Below are 18,762 nucleotides of genomic sequence, written 5' to 3'. Positions count from 1 at the left end.
GGCGACGGGTCAGTCGACCGCGAGTGCCTCGGTCGGAGGGACACGCATCGCGCGCCGCACCGGGGCGATGGTGGCGACGACCGCCAGGACCAGCGCGCCGATCACCACGATGCCGATGGTCAGCGGCGGCAGCACCGGTGCCACGGGCGTCCCGAGCGAGCCGAGGAGCGTCTGCCCGCCGACCCAGCCGTACAGCGTGCCGAGTGCGAGCCCCGAGACGACGGCCGCGACGACCATCTGCACGGCCTCGGTCACGATCATCCGTCGGACCTGTGCACCGGTCAGACCGAGCACCCGCAGCAGCCCGAGTTCGCGTCGACGCTGGAGCACCCCGAGCGCCAGGGCGTTGACGACCCCGACGGCTGCGATCACGGCGGAGAACCCGACGATCACGCTGACGACGGCGTTGATCTGCACGAAGAGGTCGCGCTGCGCCTCGATCATCTGCGGGGTGGCGCTCCCCGCGCTCATGGCGCGCATCTCGGTCTCGAGCACGTGCTGCATGATGCCGAGCGCGACCGCGAAGGTGACGAGCAGGGTGACGCCGATGACGAGCCCGATGGTCGCCCGCGAGGACCTTCCCGGTGCCCGCATCGCGTTCCGTCCGGCGAGCAGGACGACGGGATCGTTCGAGCCGATGCGGCCGATCAGCTGCAGCACGGGCGGCATCACGATCGTCGCCCCCACGGCGACCCCCGCGAAGGACACGAACCCGCCGAGCGCCGCCGGCAGGACCGCGATCGGGGACAGCGAGCTCACCGCGAGCCCGAGCAGCATCAGCACCGCGCCGCCGGCCATGAGCACGATCGACCAGACCTTGCGGGCCGTGCCGGACCGGACGTCGTCGTGGCTCGGCTCGACGGACGACGACAGCGCTTCGAGCGGGGTGACGGTGAGCACGCGGCGCGACCCGGCAGCGAAGGCACCCCAGGTGGCGAGGACGACGGCCACGACCGGCAGGACGAGCTCCCACGGCACGTACGTGTACTCGGCCTCGGGCAGGACCCCGTTGCCCCGCAGGACGACGACGAACAGGGCCGAGAGCGCGGTCCCCACGACGGCGCCGACGACCCCGCCGAGCACGCCGACGACCAGGCCGGTGCGGGTGATCCGCGCACGGAGGGTCGCACCGGTCGCACCGACGAGCCGCTGCAGCGCGATGATCCGGGTCTGCCCGGCGATCAGGGTGGCGCAGGTGTTCGCGGTGACGATCGCGCCGACGTAGAGCGCGATGCCGAGGAACAGCCACCCGACCACCGACAGGATCGCCTTGATCGGACCGAGGTCGGCGACCCCTGCGGCTCGGAGCGCCTCGGTCACGATCCCCGGTGCGATGACGAGGGCGGAACCGAACGTGGTGCCGAGGGCCGCGACCAGGACGGTGGGGGTGAAGGAGCGGACGCCGTTCACGCTGCTGCCTCCATCCCGAGCATCGTCGTGGAGATCGCGCCGGCGTCCATCGCGGGGCGGTCGGCGACGATCCGGCCGTCGGCCAGGAACAGGATGCGGTCGGCGTTCGCGGCCGCCACCGGGTCGTGCGTGACCATGACGACGCTCTGGCCCCACTCCTGGACGGCACCGCGGAGGATCGCGAGCACGTCGCGCCCGGTGCGGGAGTCGAGCGCGCCGGTCGGCTCGTCGGCGACGACCACCGCTGGCCGCGAAGCGAGCGCCCGTGCGATGGCGACGCGCTGCTGCTGCCCGCCGGAGAGCTGGTGCGGGCGGTGCGTCAGCCGGTTGCCGAGCCCGAGCATCTCGACCAGCCGGTCGATCCAGGCGGACTCCTCGCGCGAGGGCTTGTGCCCACCGAGCAGGAACGGCAGCCGGATGTTCTCGCTGACGTCGAGCGTCGGGACGAGGTTGAACGACTGGAACACGAAGCCCAGCCGACGACGACGCAGCTCGGTGAGGTCCTTGTCGCCCAGGGCCGTGATGTCGACGCCGTCGATCTGGATCCGACCGGTGGACACGGCGTCGAGGCCGGCCGCGACGTGCATGAGCGTCGACTTGCCGGACCCGGACGGGCCCATCACCGCGGTGAACTCCCCCGCGCCGATGCCGACGCTGACGTCGTCGAGCGCGGTCACACGTCGGGCGTCGTCGCCGTAGTGCTTGGACACGTGGTCGAGGCGGATGATCGGGGCGTGGCTCGTGGTCATGCATCCACCATGACGCTCAGCGGTCCCGACCCGCGTCGCCCGCTCGGCTCCTGTGGATCGTCCGCTCGACTCGGTTGCCTGTGGAGGGGTCATCCCCGCGGATGACCCGGCGTCAGTCGGCCTTGGTGACGAGTCCGTGCTCGTGGGCGAACACGACGAGCCGCACCCGGTCGCGGAGTTCGAGCTTCGTCAGGACCCGCGAGATGTGCGTCTTGACGGTCGCCTCGCTGACGTACTCGTGCTGCGCGATCTCGCTGTTGCTGAACCCCCGGGCGGCCAGGTCGAAGATCTCGCGCTCACGCGGCGTGAGGTCGGCGAACGCCGCGGGGACGGCGGCAGCGCGTCCGACCGAGTCGTCGTACCGCCGCAGGAGCTCCCGCGTGGCCGAAGCAGCGAACACCGCGGTGCCGGCGTGCACGGTCCGGACCGCCGCGAGCAGGAACTCGGGGTCGGCGTCCTTGAGCACGAAGCCGCTCGCACCGGCGCGGATGGCCTTGGCGGCGGCCTCGTCGAAGTCGAACGTGGTCAGCACGAGGACCTTCGCGCCGTCGGTGCCCGACTGCTCGACGATGTGACCGGTCGCCGTGATGCCGTCCATCACGGGCATCCGGACGTCCATCAGCACCACGTCGGGACGGGTCCGCCGGACGAGTTCGACGCCCTCGGCACCGTCGCCCGCCTCGCCGACGAACCGCAGGTCGGGCTGCGAGTCGATGAGCATCCGGATGCCGGTGCGGAACAGCGCCTGGTCGTCGACGAGGGCGACGCGGATCGAGTGCTCGTCGGTCGGGATCGTGGTCATCGGGCGGTGCGCTCCTGCTCGGTCGGGGTGATCCGGCCCCGGGGCATCTGCCCGCTGGCCGGGACGGTCGGCATCCGGACGGCGACCGCGAAGTCGTCCCCTCGGGCCCCGGCGGTCATGGTGCCGCCGGTCATCACGGCGCGCTCGCGCATGCCGACCAGGCCGTGGCCCGTGCCGGGGCCGCGGACGCCGTCATCGGCACGGCGGTTCACGACGGCGATCTCGACCGTGTCCGGCCGGTAGGTCAGGGCGGCACGCACCGGGCTGCCGGGCTCTCCGTGCTTGTACGCGTTCGTCAGGCTCTCCTGCACGATCCGGTAGACCGCGAGTTGCGTGGTGGTGGGCAGCCCCGCGGGATCGCCCTCGCGCTCCACGCGCACATCGAGCCCGAGCTGCCGCATCTCGTCGACGAGCCGGTCGATGTCGTCGATCTCGGGCGTCGGCGCGGTCCCCTGCTCGTGCCGGAGCGCGCCGAGGAGTTCGCGCACGTCGCCGAGTGCGCGCCGGGCCGTGGCCGAGATGGTGCTGAGGGCCTGGTCGGCCACCGCGGGGTCGGCCTTCAGGGCGTACCGGGCGCCGTCGGACTGCGCGATGACCACCGCGAGCGAGTGCGCGACGATGTCGTGCATGTCGCGGGCGATCCGCACGCGCTCCTGCTCGACCGCGACGGCCCGGTCGGCCCGCGCGGCGTCACGTTCGGCGAGCAGCTGGGCCTCGCGACTCATGCTCGCCGAGCGACGGGTCCGGACCACGAGTCCGGCGAGCCACGGCAGGAGCAGGAGGAGCAGGACGACGGCGAAGAACGAGAGCGTGACCTGCAGGGACTCCTGCAGCGGCGTGGAGGCGGTCTCGTAGGTGAGCCGGTTCTGGTAGTCGTCGAAGCCCATGTACGCCGCCGCGGCGACGGACCCGACGATCGCCGACACGAGCCCGGCCAGCCGCACACGGCGGCTGCCGTACGCACTCGTCGTGTACATGACGCCGGCGATGAACGCGTTCGACACGTCCGGCACCTGCAGGGTGACCATCTCGAAGACCGCGAACACCCACGCCACGGCCAGGGCGAGACCGGGTGACAGGCGCCGGAGTGCCAGGGCGGCGGTCATCCCGACGACGGTGACCACGGACAACGGCCCGTCGATCCCGCGCCCGCTGGCGACCAGCACGAGGCCGCCGAGCAGCACGGCGATCAGCAGGTCGGTGATGACCTGCGCGCGCAGCATGGGACGGAACACCCGTCCACGGTACGGCGGGCCGCTCGTCCCCGCGTCCCTCGCCCGGATGACCCGGGGTGCGAACGGCGGACGGTCAGAAACCGAGGCGTCCGAGCTGCTTCGGGTCACGCTGCCACTCCTTGGCCACCTTCACGCGGATGTTCAGGTAGACGTGCCGGCCGCCGAGCAGCGACTCGATCTCGACGCGGGCCCGCGAACCGACGTCCTTCAGGCGCTCGCCCTTGTGTCCGATGACGATCGCCTTCTGGCTGTCCCGCTCGACGAACAGGTTCGCGAAGATGCGCAGGGGGCCGTCGGGGTCCTCGTCGGCGTCGGGCTCGACGATGTCCTCGATGACCACGGCGAGCGAGTGCGGCAGCTCGTCGCGGACGCCCTCGAGCGCGGCCTCGCGGATGAGCTCGCCGATGCGCTCCTCGTCGGTCTCCTCGGTCACCGCGCTCGAGTCGTACAGCTGCGGCGACTCGGGCAGCAGGGCGGTGATCACGCCGAGCAGGTCTTCGAGCTGCATGCCCCGGGTGCCCGAGGTCGGCACCACGGCGTCCCAGTCGCGGAGCTTCGAGACGGCCAGCAGCTGCTCGCCGACGCGGTCCTTGGAGGCGCTGTCGATCTTGGTGACGATCGCGATCTTCTTGGCGCGCGGGTACTGGTCGAGCGTGTCGTTGATGAACCGGTCACCGGGACCGACGGGCTCGTTCGCCGGCACGCAGAACCCGATCACGTCGACGTCGCCGAGGGTGGACTGCACGAGGTCGTTGAGCCGTTCGCCGAGCAGGGTGCGCGGACGGTGCACGCCCGGGGTGTCGACGATGATCACCTGGCCGTCGGGCCGGTGCACGATCCCGCGGATGGCGCGCCGGGTGGTCTGCGGCTTCGACGAGGTGATGGCGACCTTCTCACCCACCAGGGCATTGGTCAGCGTCGACTTGCCGACGTTCGGACGGCCGACGAACGAGACGAAGCCCGCGCGGTAGGGCTTCTCCGAGCCGGCCTGGGTGGTGTCGGTGTCGGTCATGCGTGCGTGGTTCCCGTCGTGGTGGGTTCGGCGTCGTCGAAGGCGTCCTCGACGTCGGCCAGGGCGTGGGTGCGCTCGGCGAGCACGGTGATGAGGTGGCGGCGCTTGCCCTCGACCCGGTCGGCGGTCAGGACGACCCCGGACACGGTGACGGTGTCGCCGGAGACGGCCAGGTGTCCGAGCTCCTTGGTGAGCAGGCCACCGGCGGTGTCGACGTCGTCGTCGTCGAGCTCGATGCCGAACAGGTCGCCGAGCTCGTCGATCGGCAGTCGGGCGGAGATCCGCCAGATGCCCGGTTCGACCTCGGTCCGGTCGACGACGGCGCGGTCGTACTCGTCGGAGATGTCCCCGACGAGCTCTTCGATGAGGTCCTCCATGGTCACGAGCCCGGCGACTCCGCCGTACTCGTCGACCACCAGCACCAGGTGGTTCTTGGCGACCTGCATGTGCCGCAGGGTGTCGTCGGCGTGCTTCGACTCCGGCACGAACTCGGCGGGCCGCAGCAGCCGGCTGACCCGCTCGCTGCGGGACGCTGGTCGTTCGTACAGCGACCGTGCGACGTCGCGCAGGTAGAGCACGCCCCGCACGTCGTCGCTGTCCTTGCCGGTCACCGGCATCCGGGACACCCCGGCGGCCAGGAACTGCTCCATGGCCGCGGCGAGCGTCTCGGCTCCGTCGACGGTGAGCATGTCCGTGCGGGGCACCATGACCTCGCGCACCAGGGTGTCGCTGAACTCGAACACCGAGTGGATGAGCTCGCGGTCCTCGTCCTCGAGCACGTTGCTCTCGGTGGCCTCGTCGACGAGCGAGAGCAGCTGCTCCTCGCTCGACACGGTGGAGGCGCTCCGGCCGCGGCCGGGGGTGACCCGGTCGCCGATCCGGACGAGCAGCCCGGCCAGCGGACCGAGCACGATGCGGACCCCACGGACGATGCCGCCGGTCGCACCGATCAACCGCTCGGCGTGGGCGCGTCCGACGCTGCGCGGGCTCGACCCGACCAGCACGAACGACACCGCGGTCATGATCGCGGCCGAGAGCACGAGTGCGAGCCACCAGCTGTCGAAGGCGCGCACGAGGGCGATCGTCACGAGCACCGCGGCCGCGGTCTCGGCGAGGACGCGGAAGAAGTTCAGCGCGTTGACGTGCGCCCCGACGTCGTCCGCGATCGCCTCGATGGCGCGGCGGCGCTTGTTGCCCCTGGCGATCTCCTCGAGGTCGGCACGGGAGACCACCGAGAGCGCGGCGTCGCTCGCGGCGAGGAGTCCGCCGAGCACGACGAGCCCCAGCGCCACCGCGAGGAGTCCGGCGACGACGACCACCGGCTACCGCCCTCGGTGCTGGGCGGCGAAGGCGGTCAGGATCTCGCCCTGGATGCCGAACATCTCGGCCTTCTCGTCGGGCTCGGCGTGGTCGAAGCCGAGCAGGTGCAGGATGCCGTGGCAGGTGAGCAGCAGCATCTCGTCGGTGCTCGAGTGCCCGGCGGTCTTCGCCTGCTCCTCGGCCACCTGCGGGCAGAGCACGATGTCGCCCAGCAGCCCGGCCGGCGTGGGGTCGTCCTCGGTGCCCGGACGCAGCTCGTCCATCGGGAAGCTCAGGACGTCCGTCGGACCGGGCTCGTCCATCCACCGCACGTGCAGCTGCTCCATCGCACCCTCGTCGACCAGCACGATCGCGAGCTCGGCATCGGCGTGGACGTGCATCGCGTCCAGGGCGAACGCGGCGAGCCGCTGGATCGCGGCCTCGTCCACCTCGACGCCGGACTCGTTGTTGAGCTCGATGCTCACCGGGTGCCTCCTCGGGCGTCGTTCTGGGGGTACGGGGGTCGTGCGCGGTCCTGCGGCGGGCGCCCACGGCGTTCGGCGCGGTTGGCGCCGTCGGGGTTGCCGACCGGGGCGGTGCCACGGCCACCGGGGCGCTGCCCGGCCTGCTCGGCGAGGCGCTCCTCGTCGTAGACGGTGTACGCGTCGACGATCCGGCCGACGAGGGTGTGGCGGACCACGTCCTCGCTGCCGAGCCGGGCGAAGTGGATGTCCTCGACCTCGTCGAGGATGCGGGTCACGAGCCGGAGACCGGAGACGTTGCCCGGCAGGTCGACCTGGGTGATGTCGCCCGTGATGACCATCTTCGAACCGAACCCGAGGCGGGTCAGGAACATCTTCATCTGCTCGGGCGTGGTGTTCTGCGCCTCGTCGAGCACCACGAAGGAGTCGTTGAGGGTCCGGCCACGCATGTACGCCAGCGGGGCGACCTCGACGGTGCCGGCCGCCAGGAGCTTCGGGACCAGCTCCGGGTCCAACATCTCGTTGAGGGCGTCGTACAGCGGGCGCAGGTACGGGTCGATCTTGTCGGTCAGCGTGCCCGGCAAGAAGCCGAGCCGCTCGCCGGCCTCGACCGCGGGACGGGTGAGGATGATCCGGTTGACCTCGCGCCGCTGCAGCGCCTGCACGGCCTTGGCCATCGCCAGGTACGTCTTGCCGGTACCGGCCGGACCGATGCCGAACGTGATGGTGTGCTCGTCGATGGCGTCGACGTAGGCACGCTGCCCGTCGGTCTTCGGCCGCACGGACTTGCCGCGGCTCGACACGATCGGGGTGCCGAAGGTGTCGGACGGCTTGCGGTCGTCGTCGAGGATCCGTGCCGACATCGGGATGTCGGCCGGGCCGATCTCCTGCCCACGCCTGACCATGCCGACGAGCTCGTCGACGAGCGCCTTCGCGCGGGCGACGTCGCGCTCGGGCCCGGTCAGCGTGACCTCGTTGCCGCGGACGACGACCCGGACGCCCGGGTACTGGCGCTCGACCGTCTTGAGCAGACGGTCCTGGGGGCCGAGCAGCTGCACCATGGCGATGCCGTCGACCTGGAGCGAGACCGAGACGGGCTCGTCGTCGGCGGCGGTGGGCTGTACTGGTTCGTTAACCGGCAAGGGTGCCTTCCTGCAGTTCACCTGCGAGTACGTGCGCGTGCACGTGGAACACGGTCTGACCGGCGGCTTCGCCGGTGTTGAAGACGAGTCGGAACTGGCCGTCGGCGCGCTCGTCGGCGATGCGCTGCGCGGTGGCGACGACGTGGGCCAGCAGGTCGGGGTCGCCCGCTGCGAGCTCGCCGACGTTCGCGTACTGCTCGGTCTTGGGGACGACGAGCACGTGGACGGGAGCCTTCGGGGCGATGTCCTCGATCGCGATCACGCGGTCGTCCTCGGCGACGATGGTCGCCGGGATCTCGCGCGCGATGATCTTGGAGAAGACGCTGGGCGTGCTGCTGCTCATGGCTCCATCGTAGGACGCGCCCGACGGCGTGGTCCGGCTCACCAGCGGCCCAGTCGCGCCTGCAGGACAGCGAGTGCCGCCGGTCCGGCGGTGGACGTGCGGAGCACGCTGTCGCCGAGTCGGACCCGCACGGCACCCGCGGCCTCGAGCCGGTCGAGCTCCGCGCCGTCGATGCCGCCTTCGGGGCCGACGACGAGTGCGATGTCCTCGGCGTCCGTCAGGGGTTCCCAGGTGGCGAGTCGCACGGTCGCGGTCGGGTCGAGCAGGACGAGGGCGGTCCCCGCTCCGAGCGCGGACACGAGCTGTCCGGTCGTCACCAGCGGCGCGACGACGGGCACGCGCGGACGGATCGCCTGCTTCGCGGCCTCGTGCGCGATCGCTGCCCACCGGGCACGGCCCTTCTCGACCTTCGCGCCGTCCCACCGGGAGACGCTGCGCGCGGCCGACCACGGCACGACCCGGTCGACGCCGATCTCGGTCGCCGCCTGCACCGCCATCTCGTCACGGCCGCCCTTCGCCAGGGCCTGCACGAGGGTCAGCGACGGGTGCGGTGCGTCCTGGTGCTCGACGGTCTCGACCGCGAGCTCCAGCGTGTCCTTGCCGAGCGTGGTGACCGGCCCGGACACCACGGTGCCCCGACCGTCGGCGATCCGCAGGACCTCGCCGACCCGGACGCGCGCGACGGAGACCGCGTGCCGGCCCTCGGCACCGTCGAGCGACACCGGGTCACCGACGGCGACGCCGTCCAGCGAGTCGACGAGGTACAGCGACGCCATCAGTGGTTGAAGAACCGGTCGCGGAGCTTGCCGAACATGCCCTGCTGGAACCGGGCGAGCTGCGGGGCGGTGGTCTTGTGCGACTTCGCGAGCTGCTCGACCAGCTGCCGTTCCTTGTGGGAGAGCTTGGTCGGGGTGACGACCTGCACGCCGACCCGCAGGTCACCGCGGCCGTTCCCGCGCAGCTTCGTGATGCCGCGGTCCTTGATGACGAGGACGTCGGCACTCTGCACGCCGGGACGGATCTCGAGCTCGACCGGACCGTCGAGGCCGTCGATCGTGGTGGTCGTGCCGAGGACGGCGTCGGTCATGCCGACCTCGAGCGTCGCCAGCAGGTCGTCGCCGTCACGGCTGAAGACGTCGTCGTGGCGCACACGGATCTCGAGGTACAGGTCGCCGGACGGACCGCCGGCCGGACCGACCTCGCCCTGGCCGGGCATCTGCAGGCGCAGTCCGGAGTCGACGCCGGCGGGGACGTCCACCGGCACGGTGCGACGTGCGCGGACGCGGCCCTGACCCTGGCAGGTCGGGCAGGGGCTCGGGATGACGGTGCCGTACCCGCGGCAGGTGCCGCACGGGGCGCTCGTCACCACGTTGCCGAGGAGCGAACGGACCTGGCGCTGGATGTGCCCGGAGCCGCCGCAGATGTCGCACGTGCGCGGGCTGGTGCCCGGTGCGCAGCAGGAGCCGTGGCAGGTCTCGCACAGCACCGCCGTGTCGACCTCGACGTCCTTGTGGGTACCGAAGACGACCTCGTCGAGGTCGACCTCGATGCGGAGCAGGGCGTCCTGGCCGCGCTCGGCACGGCTGCGCGGGCCCGATCCACGGCCGCCGCCACCGCCGCCGCCGAAGAAGGCGTCGAAGATGTCGCTGAAGCCGCCGGCGCCACCACCGAAGGGGCTGTCGGCCTGCGGGCCGGCGTCGTACCGGCGTCGCTGCTCGGGGTCGCTCAGCACGTCGTACGCGTGCGTCACGTCCTTGAAGCGCTCGGCGGCGTCGGGTGCCGGGTTCACGTCCGGGTGGAGCTCACGCGCCAGGCGGCGGTAGGCCTTCTTGATGTCGGCATCGGAGGCGTCTCGCTGGACGCCGAGGACGTCGTAGTGGTCTGCCACGTATCCCTCAGTCGGTTGGGTTCGGTCGGTTGGTCAGTGTTCGCCCAGGAGCTTGGACAGGTAGCGGGCGACGGCGCGGACGGCCGCCATGTTCGTGCCGTAGTCCATGCGGGTCGGTCCGAGGACGCCCAGGCGGGCCACCTCGCCACCGGCCAGGTAGCCGCCGGCGACGATGCTCGTGGCGTCGAGTCCGTACTCGGCGTTCTCGACGCCGATGCTGGCCGCCACCGCGATGTCGTCCACCTGCATCTCCCCGAACAGCCGGAGCAGGGTGACTTGTTCCTCGATCGCTTCGAGCACCGGGAAGAGGCCGCCGGAGAAGTCCTGTTCGCTCTTCGCCAGGTTGGCCGCACCGGCCATCAGCAGGCGGTCCTGCCGGTTCGCCGCGACCTGCTCGATGAGCGTGGCGACGACGACCCCGCCGAGCGTCTGGGCGTCGGGGCGGAGTTGCTGCGGCACGGCTCGGAGCGCGGTCGGGACGTCCTGCAGCAGGAGCCCCACGGTCGCGCCGTTCACCACGGTGCGGAGTTCGCCCAGCGAGTCCTCGTCGAGCGGGACGTCGGTCTCGACCACGCGCTGTTCGACTCGGGCGGTGTCGGTGATGAGCACCACCATCAGCCGGGCGTCACCGAGCCGGACGAGCTCGACGTGCTGCACCCGGGCGCGCACCATCGAGGGGTACTGCACCAGGGCGACCTGGTTGGTGAGCTGGCTGAGCAGCCGGACGGTGCGCCCGAGGACCTCGTCGAGGTCGTTCGGGGCGCCGAGGAAGGTCTCGATGGCGTGCCGCTGCGCGCTGGAGAGCGGACGGGCACCCGCCAGGTGGTCCACGAAGACGCGGTACCCCTTGTCGGTCGGCACCCGGCCCGACGAGGTGTGCGGTGCGGCGATCAACTGCTCGTCCTCGAGCAGGGCCATGTCGTTGCGGATCGTCGCGGCGCTGACCCCGAAGGCGTGCCGCTCGACGATGGTCTTCGACCCGACGGGTTCACGCGACGCCACGTAGTCGCGCACGATGGCCTTGAGGACCTCGAGGCTGCGTTCACTGACCACGAGCGCCTCCTTTCCCGATCGACCTGGCACTCGGACGTGTCGACTGCTGATCCTACGCCCGACCGCTGACGGCCCGGGACTTCCGGGCGGTCGGCCGGTACGCTTCCGCCATGACCTACGGACAGCAGCCCGACGGCCCCGGACCCGACCAGCCCGGCGGCCCGTACGGCCACGGCCCCGGTGGGCCCCAGCAGCCCGGCGGACCGCAGTACCCGGGCGGACCGCAGTACCCGGCCGGCTACGTTCCGCCGCAGCCGATGAGCCCGGAGGACCAGCGCCTGTGGGCCACGCTGACGCACATCGGCGGCATCTTCTTCAACTTCATCGCACCGTTGGTCGCCTACCTGGTCCTCCGCGACCGCGGCGGCTTCGTCCGGGAGCACACCCGCGTCGCGCTGAACTTCCACATCACGATGGGCATCGCCTACGTGGTCGGTTCGCTCACGTCGGTGTTCGGCATCGGGGTCCTGATCGTGCTCGCCGCTGCGATCGTTTCGCTGATCTTCAGCATCATGGCGGCGGTCGCCGCGAACCAGGGCCAGTTCTACCGCTACCCGCTCTCGATCGAGTTCATCAAGCAGTAGCGGCACCGGGAAGCAGCGCGCAGCAAGCAGTGCGCACGCCCCTCAGTCGAGCAGTTCCCGCACCACCGCGTCGGCGAGCAGGCGACCCTGCAGGGTCAGGTCGATCCGTCCCCGCACCGCGGCCGACCCGTCCACGAGTCCGCGTGCGATGAGCCCGGCGACCCGGCCACGGGCCTCCTGGCGGATCTCGCTCGTCGCGAGCTCCCCGCGGACCCGCGCCGCCAGCAGCAGTCGCTCGACGTACCGCGTCTCGTCGTCGATGGTCTCGCGGCCGGCGGCCGGCGACTCCCCCGACAGCACCCGGTTCGCGTACGCGGCCGGGTGCTTGACGTTCCACCAGCGCGTGCCGGCGACGGCGGAGTGCGCGCCGGGGCCGACGCCCCACCAGTCGTGGCCCTTCCAGTAGGACAGGTTGTGACGACTCGCGTGCGCGTCGCCGCGCGACCAGTTCGACACCTCGTACCAGGAGTAGCCGGCGTCGCCGAGCACCTGGTCGGCGAGCTCGTACATGTCGGCGGCCAGGTCGTCGTCGGGGGCGGGGAGCTCGCCGCGGGCGACCATGCGGCCCATCGCGGTGCCGTCCTCGACGATGAGCGAGTACGCCGACACGTGGTCGGGCTCGCAGGCGATCGCGGCGTCGAGCGAGGTCCGCCAGTCGGCGAGGGACTCCCCCGGCGTCGAGTAGATGAGGTCGAGCGAGACGTCGAGTCCCTGCTGCTTCGCGAGGTCGACGACGACGGGGACCCGGAGCGGGTCGTGCGTGCGGTCGAGCGTGGCGAGCACGTGCGGCACGGCGGACTGCATGCCGTAGCTGATCCGGTTGAAGCCGCCGGCCCGCAGGGTCTCGAGCGACGCCGCGTCGACGGAGTCCGGGTTCGCCTCGGTGGTGACCTCGGCCCCGGGCAGGATGCCCCAGGTGTCGTCAATCGCGCGGAGGATCATCGCCAGGTCGGACGCCGGCAGCATGGTCGGGGTGCCGCCGCCGAAGAAGACGGTCGACACCGGCCGCCGCGGCACGCCGGAACGGTCGAGCACGGTCGCGGCCCACTCGATCTCGCGCACGGCGTGCCCGGCGTAGTCGTCACGGCGGACGCCGCGGAGCTCCGACGCCGTGTAGGTGTTGAAGTCGCAGTAGCCGCAGCGCACGCGGCAGAACGGTACGTGCACGTACACGCCGAAGGGGACGTCACCGGCGGCGGGAGCAGCCCCCGGCCCGGCAGCGGAGCTCGCTGCCGCCCACGGGGTGATCAGGCCGTCCGCTGGTGCTGGATCGGCGATCGGGAGAGCACTCGGCATGGGCTCCATTCTCCGTCATGATGGGGCCATGGAGCACCATCCCGTCCCCACCACGGTCCTGTGGGACATCGACGGCACCCTCGTGATGAACGCGTCGTCCCCGGGCAACCTCTACCACCTCGCCCTCGAGCGGGCGGTGGGCCGCGACCTCACCCTCCGGGTCGGACACCAGCACGGTCGGACCGACGCCGGGCTCATCGCCGAGCACGTGCGCGCCCACGCGTTCGAGGACACCCTGATCCCCTCGGTCAGCCGGCACCTGCACGACCTGACCGCCGAACGGCACGCCTCCGGTGACCACCGCAGCCCGGTCCCCGGCGCGAAGGCGCTCCTGGCCCGGTTCGCCGAACTCGGGTGGCGCAACGGCCTGCTCACCGGCAACTCCGAGTACCGCGCCCGGGTGAAGCTCACCGGCGCCGGGTTCGACGCCGACGTCTTCGACTGGGAGCACTCGTACTTCGGGGACACCGAGGTCGAGCGGGCCGGGGTCACCCTGCGCGCCGCCGCGGAACTGGTCGGCACCCGGGCGGTCATCGTCGGCGACACCCCGCGCGACGGCGAGGCCGCGGACGCCGCGGGCATCCCCTTCCTGGCCGTGGCGACGGGTGTCTACGACGTCGATGCGCTGCGGCACACGAACGCCGTGACCGTCGCACGCGACTGCCAGCAGGACGCTGCCCTCATCGAGGACGCGATCGCCGCGCTCCCGCCGCTCCGCTGAGGAGCGGGAGCGATCGACCACCAGCGACCGCCAGCGATCGCCAGCGACCGCCAGCGACCGCCAGCGACCGCCAGCGACCGCCAGCGACCGCGATGCCTAGTCGCCCCGCAGCGCCGCCAGGTACTTCTCCGCCATGACCTTCTGCTGCCGCCGCACGAACGGCGCCACGAAGCGCCACTTCCGGCTCGCCGGCTGCGAGAACTGCCGGACCTGCAGCCACACCGAGCCGTCCGGGGTGCGCTCGACGACGAACGACTCCTCGCCGGAGAGCGGGTGCCCCTCGAGCGTCCCGTAGGCGAAGCCCTTGCGGTCGTGCTCGTCGATGATCGACACGACGCGCACCGGTGCCAGCACGGTCTGCCCGAACGCGTGGATCGTCAGCGTCGCACTGGTCCCCGCCGTCAGCAGCGGGGTGCCGTCGGGCGCGAACTTCTCGACCCGGGGCGTCCCGATGGACGCCGGCGCGATCGGCACACCGTCGTCGTCGAAGGTGACCGGGTTGTACCGGACCTCGTCGTCGTCGGGCTGCTCCTCGACGCGCACACGGACACCGCTGCGCTCCTGGATCTGCCACGTGAGCGCCTGCACGACGGCGGTCTCGAACCGCTGGTCACCGTGTCCGATCCGCGCGCGCGACTCCGCCGGCGTGAAGCCGTCCGGCGGGTAGGTCATGAGGTCCGACGCCTGGGTCGCCCCCACCGCGCCGTACGTCAGGGCGGTCCGGTAGCTCCCGCGGATGCTCATGCCGCCATGCTACTTGGGCGGGCCGCCCCGGATCGAACCGATCCGTGCTCACCTCCGCCTGGTCGGCCCACCCGCCGTGCACCCCGAACTGGAGGCCCGACAACCGTCCGCCCCGCGGCTATCGTCAGCAGGTGCCCCGCCCCACCCCCGCCCGCCCGCGGTCCGTCGACCGCCGGACCGCCGTCCTCGCCGCGCTCACGCTCGTCGCGTTCGGCGTGGCGGCGACCGCCCGGGTGCTGGTGGACGTGACGACCTCGGCTGCGGCGTCGCCCGCCCGGTACGCCACCGCTGCGATCGCCCCCGAGTCGTGGAACGGCTTCGACACCGCGAACGTCATCGCCGCCGTCGGGGCGAGCTGCGCCGGCGCCGGGGTGCTGCTGTTCGGTGCTGCGCTGGTGTCGGCGGTGCGGCGTCAGCGCGGCCGCCGGCTGGCGCTGGTCCTCGCGGTCGTGACGCTCGCGATGGTGGTCGGCGCCGTGGTCGCCGGGGTGGCCTCCGGCGAGCAGACCGACTTCGACGCGGCTGCCCACTGGGCCATCCTGCGGACCGCACTGGCGGGACTGGCCGCAGCGAGCCTCCCGGCCCTCTGCCTGGCCGCCCTGCGGGCCCGCGCCCGCCGGACCGGCTGAACCGGCGCTACTTCTTCTTCTCTTCGACGTCGCCGGAGAGCGCCGCGATGAAGGCCTCCTGCGGGACCTCGACCCGACCGATGGTCTTCATGCGCTTCTTGCCCTCCTTCTGCTTCTCGAGGAGCTTGCGCTTGCGGGTGATGTCACCGCCGTAACACTTCGCCAGGACGTCCTTGCGCATCGCGCGGATGCTCTCGCGGGCGATGATGCGGGCGCCGATGGCAGCCTGGATCGGCACCTCGAACTGCTGGCGCGGGATGAGCTTGCGCAGCCGCTCCGTCATGAGCGTGCCGTAGGCGTACGCCTTGTCGCGGTGCACGATCGCACTGAAGGCGTCGACCTGGTCGCCCTGCAGCAGGATGTCGACCTTGACGAGGTCGGCGGCCTGGTCGCCGGTGGGTTCGTAGTCGAGCGACGCGTAGCCCTGGGTCTTGCTCTTCAGCTGGTCGAAGAAGTCGAAGACGATCTCGCCGAGGGGCATCTCGTAGCGGATCTCGACGCGGTCCTCGCCGAGGTACTCCATGCCGAGCAGGGAGCCGCGGCGCTGCTGGCAGAGCTCCATGATCGCGCCGACGTAGTCCTTCGGGGCCAGGATCGCGGCGCGGACCATCGGCTCGCGGACCTCGACGATGCGCCCGGTCGGGAACTCCGAGGGGTTCGTGACCTCGGTCACGGCGTTGTCCTCGGTCGTGACCTCGTAGATCACGCTCGGGGCAGTGGTGATGAGGTCGAGCCCGAACTCGCGGGACAGCCGCTCGGTGATGATCTCGAGGTGCAGCAGCCCGAGGAACCCGCAGCGGAACCCGAAGCCGAGCGCCACCGAGGTCTCCGGCTCGTAGACCAGTGCGGCGTCGGAGAGCTTGAGCTTGTCGAGCGCCTCGCGGAGCACCGGGTAGTCGCTGCCGTCGATCGGGTACAGGCCCGAGAACACCATCGGCTTCGGGTCCGTGTAGCCGGGCAGTGCCTGGGTCGCGGGCTTCTGCGCACTCGTGACGGTGTCGCCGACCTTGGACTGGCGGACGTCCTTCACACCGGTGATCAGGTAGCCGACCTCGCCGACGGACAGCCCCTTCGTGGGCTTCGGCTCCGGGCTCGAGACCCCGATCTCCAGGATCTCGTGCGTCGACTTGGTCGACATCATCTGGACCTTCTCGCGGGGCGAGATGGTGCCGTCGATCATGCGGACGTAGGTGACGACGCCGCGGTAGCTGTCGTAGACCGAGTCGAAGATCATCGCGCGGGGCGCCGCCTCGGCGTCGCCGACGGGGGCCGGAACACGACGGACGACCAGGTCGAGGAGCTCCGGCACGCCGACGCCGGTCTTGCCGGACACCCGGAGGACGTCCTCGGGCTTGCCACCGATGAGCTGTGCGAGCTCGGCGGCGTACTTGTCCGGTTCGGCCGCCGGCAGGTCGATCTTGTTGAGGACCGGGATGATCTCGAGGTCGTTCTCGAGCGCCAGGTACAGGTTCGCGAGCGTCTGCGCCTCGATGCCCTGGGCGGCGTCGACGAGCAGGATCGCGCCCTCGCACGCGGCCAGGGAGCGCGAGACCTCGTACGAGAAGTCGACGTGCCCGGGGGTGTCGATCATGTTCAGCGCGAAGGCCTCACCGTCGAGTTCCCACGGCATGCGCACGGCCTGCGACTTGATCGTGATGCCGCGCTCGCGCTCGATGTCCATGCGGTCGAGGTACTGCGCACGCATCGCGCGGTCCTCGACGATGCCGGTGATCGACAGCATGCGGTCGGCCAGCGTCGACTTGCCGTGGTCGATGTGCGCGATGATGCAGAAGTTGCGGATCGCGTCGGCCGGGGTCGCTGCGGGCTCCAGCGGTGCGGATGCTTGTGGGCTCACGGTTCCTCAGGTGGGTCGGACGGTCGCAACAGTCTCCCACGCTTCACCCGCCCTGGAGGCACGGCGCGCGTCAGCCGCGCACGGTGCGCGGTTGATCCGCTCCCGGTGCGCTCTCGCGTCGGCGTGCTGGACCCCGCACGGTGCGAGGTCGGCGGGTCCGTGCGCCGTTGACCGCCCGGTGACCGGATGCTGCGCGGCACGGGGCGAGCAGCCTCGCACCAGGTGGAGGACCACGCACCGTGCGCCGTCCTGCCGACCGGCACCGGGCCTCCTGGCCGTGTGGACCGCGCGTCAGACGGTCGCGTGTGCCGGAGCCGGCAGCGCGCCCAGGCCCCGCCGGAGGTCGTCCGCGGTGGCTGCGAGGCACACGCGGATCCACCCCTCGCCGGTGCGTCCGAAGGCGCTGCCCGGCGCGACGGCGACCCGCTCACGCTGCAGGAACCCCAGCGCCCACTCGGCGATGTCCCCGTCGGACGCGTGCGACATGTCGATCCACAGGTAGAACGCCCCGCGCGGGTCGAGGTACCGGATGCCGGCGGCGTCGAGCGTCTCCTTCGCGACCTCGAGGTTCGCGCGGTAGTGCTCCCGGGCGTCGCGCACCGCGGAGTGGTCCCCCACGATCGCCGCGAGGGCCGCGTACTGGTCGGGTTCGGCGACGCAGCTGATCATGGCCTCCTGCGTGGTCCGCATCGTCGCGCCGAGCCCCTTCGGGGTGACGAGGTAGCCGACGCGGACGCCGGTCATCGCGTACGTCTTGCTGAGCGAGAACGCCGAGAACACGCGGTCGTCCTCGTCGAGCGCCGCCAGGCTGACGTGCCGGGTGCCGTAGGTGAAGTACTCGTAGACCTCGTCGCTGATGACCCAGAGGTCGTGCCGCTTCGCGAAGGCCAGCAGCGCGCGCAGGGTCTCCTCGCCGAAGACCGAGCCGAGCGGGTTCGACGGCGAGTTGACGACGAGGACCCGGGTGCGTTCGGTGACGCTCGCCTCGAGGGCCTGCAGGTCGGGCTCGAACCCGTGCTGCGGCTCCAGCCGGTACGGCACCGGGGTCGCCCCGATGATGTGGGCGTTCATCGTGAAGGTCGTGTAGCCGGGGTCCGGCACGAGCACCTCGTCGCCCGGGCTCAGCGTCAGCGTCATCGCCTGGAACAGCGCCTGCGTCGCACCGATCGTCATCCAGATCTGCTCGAGGTCGGCCTCGATCCGGTTCTCACGGCGGAGCTTGTCGCGGACGGCCTCGCGGAGGGGCGCGATCCCGCCGTTCGGGGTGTAGCCGGTGCGGTCCTCGGTCCAGGCACGACGGGCCGCCTCGCCGATGTGCGGCGCCACCGGGACGTCCGGCTCGCCGATCACGAGCATCGTGACGTCGGTGCCGCTCGACTGCAGCAGGGCTGCCTGCTCGAAGACCCTCCGGATGCCGGAGGCGGGCACGGTGTCGATGCGCGGTGCGAGGGAGGGCATGTCCGTCACGGTATCCGGTGCGTGTTGCCGTGGGGTTTCGGCGCGGTCGGCCGCGGGCTT

Annotated in this window: 19 protein-coding genes; 3 read left to right on the top strand and 16 right to left on the bottom strand. The window is 71.6% G+C overall.

Annotated elements, in window-relative coordinates; genetic code table 11:
* Positions 1-9: 9 nt before the first annotated feature.
* From DEJ02_RS12980 to hrcA, 12 genes are all read right to left on the bottom strand, one after another.
* Positions 10-1,410, bottom strand: coding sequence for an ABC transporter permease (locus tag DEJ02_RS12980; RefSeq protein ID WP_111033352.1), 1,401 nt, complete (start codon positions 1,408-1,410; stop codon positions 10-12).
* Positions 1,407-2,159: an ABC transporter ATP-binding protein gene (locus tag DEJ02_RS12975; RefSeq protein WP_111033351.1), complete on the bottom strand. Its 753-nt coding sequence runs from the start codon at positions 2,157-2,159 to the stop codon at positions 1,407-1,409. The genes DEJ02_RS12980 and DEJ02_RS12975 overlap by 4 nt, the downstream gene beginning before the upstream one ends.
* 112 nt (positions 2,160-2,271) lie before the next feature.
* Entirely contained in the window at positions 2,272-2,961 is a 690-nt protein-coding gene (locus DEJ02_RS12970) for a response regulator transcription factor (protein WP_035808237.1), read from the bottom strand.
* Positions 2,958-4,196 (bottom strand): sensor histidine kinase, encoded by a 1,239-nt coding sequence (locus DEJ02_RS12965; RefSeq protein WP_204166208.1) that lies wholly within the window; start codon positions 4,194-4,196, stop codon positions 2,958-2,960. Before DEJ02_RS12965 ends, DEJ02_RS12970 begins: the two co-directional genes overlap by 4 nt.
* A 73-nt stretch (positions 4,197-4,269) precedes the next feature.
* Positions 4,270-5,208 carry a GTPase Era gene (era, locus tag DEJ02_RS12960; RefSeq protein ID WP_111033350.1) on the bottom strand — a complete coding sequence of 313 codons (939 nt, stop codon included), beginning with the start codon at positions 5,206-5,208 and terminating at the stop codon, positions 4,270-4,272.
* The gene (locus tag DEJ02_RS12955) at positions 5,205-6,527 is read right to left on the bottom strand and encodes a hemolysin family protein (RefSeq protein ID WP_110864648.1); all 1,323 of its coding nucleotides are present in this window, start codon (positions 6,525-6,527) and stop codon (positions 5,205-5,207) included. The genes era and DEJ02_RS12955 overlap by 4 nt, the downstream gene beginning before the upstream one ends.
* 3 nt (positions 6,528-6,530) lie before the next feature.
* Entirely contained in the window at positions 6,531-6,992 is a 462-nt protein-coding gene (ybeY, locus tag DEJ02_RS12950) for an rRNA maturation RNase YbeY (protein WP_017886675.1), read from the bottom strand.
* Positions 6,989-8,131 (bottom strand): PhoH family protein, encoded by a 1,143-nt coding sequence (locus DEJ02_RS12945; protein WP_111033349.1) that lies wholly within the window; start codon positions 8,129-8,131, stop codon positions 6,989-6,991. Before DEJ02_RS12945 ends, ybeY begins: the two co-directional genes overlap by 4 nt.
* The gene (locus tag DEJ02_RS12940; protein WP_027465310.1) at positions 8,121-8,474 is read right to left on the bottom strand and encodes a histidine triad nucleotide-binding protein; all 354 of its coding nucleotides are present in this window, start codon (positions 8,472-8,474) and stop codon (positions 8,121-8,123) included. The genes DEJ02_RS12945 and DEJ02_RS12940 overlap by 11 nt, the downstream gene beginning before the upstream one ends.
* A 38-nt stretch (positions 8,475-8,512) precedes the next feature.
* A complete protein-coding gene (locus DEJ02_RS12935) occupies positions 8,513-9,250 on the bottom strand; it encodes a 16S rRNA (uracil(1498)-N(3))-methyltransferase (RefSeq protein ID WP_111033348.1) in 738 nt (245 codons plus the stop codon).
* The gene (gene dnaJ / locus DEJ02_RS12930; protein WP_017886671.1) at positions 9,250-10,362 is read right to left on the bottom strand and encodes a molecular chaperone DnaJ; all 1,113 of its coding nucleotides are present in this window, start codon (positions 10,360-10,362) and stop codon (positions 9,250-9,252) included. The genes DEJ02_RS12935 and dnaJ overlap by 1 nt, the downstream gene beginning before the upstream one ends.
* Before the next feature lie 33 nt (positions 10,363-10,395).
* Positions 10,396-11,415 carry a heat-inducible transcriptional repressor HrcA gene (gene hrcA, locus DEJ02_RS12925; protein WP_027465308.1) on the bottom strand — a complete coding sequence of 340 codons (1,020 nt, stop codon included), beginning with the start codon at positions 11,413-11,415 and terminating at the stop codon, positions 10,396-10,398.
* 110 nt (positions 11,416-11,525) lie between these two features.
* Between hrcA and DEJ02_RS12920 the strand changes: the two genes are divergently transcribed.
* Positions 11,526-11,999 carry a DUF4870 domain-containing protein gene (locus DEJ02_RS12920; RefSeq protein ID WP_307804735.1) on the top strand — a complete coding sequence of 158 codons (474 nt, stop codon included), beginning with the start codon at positions 11,526-11,528 and terminating at the stop codon, positions 11,997-11,999.
* 42 nt (positions 12,000-12,041) lie between these two features.
* Here the strand turns inward: DEJ02_RS12920 and hemW are convergent, their stop codons facing one another.
* A complete protein-coding gene (gene hemW / locus DEJ02_RS12915; protein WP_111033347.1) occupies positions 12,042-13,295 on the bottom strand; it encodes a radical SAM family heme chaperone HemW in 1,254 nt (417 codons plus the stop codon).
* 28 nt (positions 13,296-13,323) lie between these two features.
* Here hemW and DEJ02_RS12910 point away from each other — a divergent pair, with 28 nt between their 5' ends.
* Positions 13,324-14,016 (top strand): HAD family hydrolase, encoded by a 693-nt coding sequence (locus tag DEJ02_RS12910; protein WP_181438084.1) that lies wholly within the window; start codon positions 13,324-13,326, stop codon positions 14,014-14,016.
* A gap of 96 nt (positions 14,017-14,112) precedes the next feature.
* Here DEJ02_RS12910 and DEJ02_RS12905 read toward each other — a convergent pair whose 3' ends face one another.
* Positions 14,113-14,760, bottom strand: a complete 648-nt coding sequence (locus DEJ02_RS12905; protein WP_035808235.1) for a DUF1990 family protein — start codon at positions 14,758-14,760, stop codon at positions 14,113-14,115.
* Between the two features lie 131 nt (positions 14,761-14,891).
* Between DEJ02_RS12905 and DEJ02_RS12900 the strand changes: the two genes are divergently transcribed.
* Positions 14,892-15,389 carry a hypothetical protein gene (locus DEJ02_RS12900; RefSeq protein WP_111033345.1) on the top strand — a complete coding sequence of 166 codons (498 nt, stop codon included), beginning with the start codon at positions 14,892-14,894 and terminating at the stop codon, positions 15,387-15,389.
* Positions 15,390-15,396: 7 nt separating this feature from the next.
* On the opposite strand, the gene lepA is transcribed toward DEJ02_RS12900, so the two are convergent.
* Both lepA and DEJ02_RS12890 read right to left on the bottom strand, forming a co-directional pair.
* A complete protein-coding gene (lepA, locus tag DEJ02_RS12895) occupies positions 15,397-17,244 on the bottom strand; it encodes a translation elongation factor 4 (protein ID WP_111033344.1) in 1,848 nt (615 codons plus the stop codon).
* 291 nt (positions 17,245-17,535) lie between these two features.
* The gene (locus tag DEJ02_RS12890; RefSeq protein WP_111033343.1) at positions 17,536-18,702 is read right to left on the bottom strand and encodes a pyridoxal phosphate-dependent aminotransferase; all 1,167 of its coding nucleotides are present in this window, start codon (positions 18,700-18,702) and stop codon (positions 17,536-17,538) included.
* Positions 18,703-18,762: the final 60 nt, after the last annotated feature.

The organism is Curtobacterium sp. MCLR17_042 (assembly GCF_003234695.1).
GTDB classification, from domain to species: Bacteria; Actinomycetota; Actinomycetes; order Actinomycetales; family Microbacteriaceae; genus Curtobacterium; species Curtobacterium flaccumfaciens.
Note: the sequence above shows the minus strand (reverse complement) of the source record. Positions and strands in the feature narration are given on the sequence as shown.